The organism is Pseudomonas sp. P4_C3 (assembly GCF_056402075.1).
On sequence record NZ_JBFUIC010000383.1, the window covers coordinates 1 to 3,470 of the forward strand.

Sequence of the window (3,470 nt, forward strand, 5' to 3'; positions counted from 1 at the left end):
GCCGCGACGCTGCCGGCTTCAAGGGCCCGGCGCTGTTGCAGAACATTCTGGAGAGCGGCCTGCGTTTCGGCGAGATGGATATTTTCCATCGTCACGAAAGCATGGCAGGCAACGGYGAGGTGCTGTTTTCCATGGCTAACGCGGTCAAACCGGGCGTATTCGACCTGGACGACATCGACCACTTCAGCACCCCGGCGGTGAGCTTCTTCCTGGGTCTGCCAGGCCCGCGTCATCCGAAGCAAGCCTTCGATGTGATGGTGGCAGCGTCGCGGCAGATCACGCTGATCACCAGCACTTCTTCAGCTTGCGGTTGTTCTTTGCCGTTGACCGAAGGCGAAGCCTTGGTGTCATCCGGGAAGTCGTCGTCACGGCTGCTGAAGCCCGGGCCGCCGTCCAGATCCAGGCTGAGGTTCATGTCGCCCTGGGAAGGCTCGCTGTGGCCACGCTTGCCGCGCTTGGAGCCCGACTCGCGAGGCTCGCGGGCCGGCATGCTCACCGACGGCAGATCCTGCTCGTCCAGTTGCGGCTCTTTATGCGTGTCCAGCACGCGCGGCGGGCCCAGCAGCTCGGCGCTGGCACTGCTGTCCTCGTCCGGCAGATTGGACAGACTTCGATCAAGACGGAACTTCAGTTTTCCCTTGCCGCCGCGCATACGGCGCCAGCCATCGAAAAGAATACCGGCAATGACAATAATGCCGATGACGATCAGCCACTCGCGCAGACCGATTTCCATGTAATCCCGTGCCTCTATGAAAAATGCTGAAAAATAAGGGGTTTACAACCTGCAAACCGCTTTAAAACGTGGCGCCAACTCTATGTTCTGACAGGCGTTTTGCCCACGTATACGAAAAATTGACATTAAACTAGCACGACCAAAGGCAACTTTACACCGTCTACCACGTTGGCTAGCGCGAATATGTCGATTGGCCAGCAAGTCGAAGCAAGGAAAAGAGTCCTACATACCGTAAACACCCTTTTCTACAACCACGACTCAGGCATCCACCATCGCCATCGCCTCCTCGACATCCACGGCCACCAGACGTGAACAACCGGGTTCGTGCATCGTCACACCCATCAGTTGTTCGGCCATTTCCATGGCGATCTTGTTGTGGGTGATGTAGATGAACTGCACTGTCTGTGACATCTCTTTTACCAACCGCGCGTAGCGTCCAACGTTAGCGTCATCCAGTGGCGCGTCAACCTCATCGAGCATGCAGAACGGCGCCGGGTTCAACTTGAAGATCGCAAAAACCAGGGCCAATGCGGTCAGGGCTTTTTCGCCGCCGGAGAGCAAATGGATGGTGCTGTTCTTCTTTCCTGGCGGCTGCGCCATGATTGTTACCCCTGTATCGAGTAGATCTTCGCCCGTCAGTTCCAAATACGCGCGGCCTCCACCGAAAACTTTTGGGAAAAGCGCCTGTAAACCGCCATTGATCTGATCAAAGGTATCCTTGAAACGGTTACGGGTTTCCTTGTCGATCTTGCGAATCACGTTCTCAAGGGTATCGAGCGCTTCCACCAGATCGTCGTTCTGGGCATCCAGATAACGTTTACGTTCCGATTGCTGCTGGTACTCATCGATGGCCGCCAGGTTGATCGCGCCCAGACGCTGGATCCTCGCAGCGATGCGCTCGAGTTCTTCCTCGGCATCCTTCTCGCTGGCCTCGGCAGTCAAAGTCGCGAGTACGCCGTGGAGATCGTAGCCGTCTTCCAGCAATTGGTCCTGCAAGGTCTTGCGGCGCACGCTCAGGGCTTGCCATTCCATGCGCTGGGTTTCGAGCTGGCTGCGAATCAACTGGGATTGTTGTTCGGCCTGGCTGCGGCGTTTCTCGGCGTCGCGCAGTTCGCGGTCGGCGTCTTCGAGGGCGATCTGCGCGGTCTTGAGTTCTTCGTCGACGGTCATGCGCTTGTCGAGCAACTCCTCGAGTTTCAGGCGCAGTTCTTCCAGTGGCGCTTCGCCCTCCTCCAGATTGAGGCTCAGTTGCTCGCGTTTTTCGGTCAGCCGCTCGGACTGCATCTCCAGACGCTCCAGCGCCTGGCGCGTGGAATCGTGCTGGGCCTTGAGCGAGCCCAGACGCACCGCCAACTGATGGGCGTGATCCTTGTGCTGCCGGGCTTCCTGGCGCACCCGGTCCAGGCGTTCGCGCAGGCTGTCGCGCTGGGCCAGCAGCAACTCACGCTGCTCGGTGTCCAGCGCCATGCTGTCGAGGGCTTCCTGCAATTGCAGGCGCGCTTCACCGATGTTCTCGTGTTCCAGGGCCCGCTGCTCGTCCAGCTCGGTGAGCTCTTCGTCGAGGCGGGTACGCCGCAGGGTCAACTGTTCGGCCTTGGCCTTGCCGGCGGAAAGTTGAGCCTTCAATTCACCTTGCTGACGGGCTTCGTCCTGCAGCAAACGGCGCAAATGTTCGCGACCGTTTTCCTGCTGACGCTGCTGCGCCCTGAGATTTTGCAGTTGGGTTTCCAAGGTTTCGACCGCGGCTTCGCGCTCCTCACGCTCAAGACCCAATTGCTGGATTTCCTGACCGCGAGCGAGCACGCCGCTTTCGGCTTCACTGGCCCGACGCACCCGCAGAAAATGCCGACCGACCCAGTAACCGTCACGGCTGATCAGGCTCTGCCCGGCGGCCAGTTGACCGCGCAAGGCCAAGGCCTGTTCGAGGCTGTCGACCGGCTTGACCTGCCCCAGCCACGGCGACAGATCGATCTGCGCCTCGACCTTGTCCAGCAAGCTGCCCGGAACTCGCATACCATCGCTGGCCGGGCTGAGCAAACGCAAATCGCCTTGGGAGAACCCGGACAGATCGAAATCGTTGAAATCGTCCACCAGCACCGCTTGCAGGTCGGCACCAAGCACGGTTTCCACCGCCAGCTCCCAACCGGCTTCAACTTTCAGGCCCTCGGCCAGGCGCGGGCGATCGGCCAGATGTTGGTCGCGAAGCCATTCGGCGGTGCCGGTGCCCGGATCGAGCGCGGCTTGCTGCAAGGCTTCGAGTGAAGCCAGTCGACCGTTGAGCCGCTGCAAATCGCCCTGGGCCTGCTGTTGCGCCGTCAGAGCCAGCTGCAGCTCCTGACGCAATTGTTCAAGCTTTTCGACCTGAGCTTCTTCGCTGGTCTGCAAATCCTCAAGGGTCGCTTCGGATTCGGCGAGCTGCTCGCTGAGTTCCATGATCGCCGCGTCTTCCGGGTCCGCCGAGAGCAAGGCGCGTTCTTCGCCAAGACGCTTCTGGCGATCGGCCAGGCGCTCCAGGCTGGTTTCCAGCTGCTGGATCCGCGACTGCTGCACTTCGGCCTGACGACGCGGCTCGGCGGCGGTGAGATTGAACGTATCCCACTGCTCCTGCCAGCCATGCATGGTGGTCTCGGATTCTTCCAGCGCGGCAGCGGCCTCTTCGGCGGCGGCGCTGGTGACTTCCTGCTCCGGGGTGAGCATGTCCAGCTCTTCGCCGAGGGTCAGCAGCAGCGTGCGGTCG

Annotated in this window: 1 protein-coding gene and 2 pseudogenes; 1 reads left to right on the forward strand and 2 read right to left on the reverse strand. The window is 60.4% G+C overall.

The window, feature by feature from the left end; genetic code table 11:
* Positions 1–278 (forward strand): annotated as a pseudogene (zipA, locus tag AC1DVH_RS27975) (cell division protein ZipA); the annotation flags it as partial.
* On the opposite strand, the pseudogene zipA (AC1DVH_RS27980) reads toward zipA (AC1DVH_RS27975), so the two are convergent.
* Positions 260–733 (reverse strand): annotated as a pseudogene (zipA, locus tag AC1DVH_RS27980) (cell division protein ZipA); the annotation flags it as partial. The pseudogenes zipA (AC1DVH_RS27975) and zipA (AC1DVH_RS27980) overlap by 19 nt on opposite strands.
* Positions 734–991: 258 nt before the next feature.
* A partial coding sequence (gene smc / locus AC1DVH_RS27985; RefSeq protein WP_477756518.1) for a chromosome segregation protein SMC occupies positions 992–3,470 on the reverse strand: 2,479 nt, incomplete at its 5' end.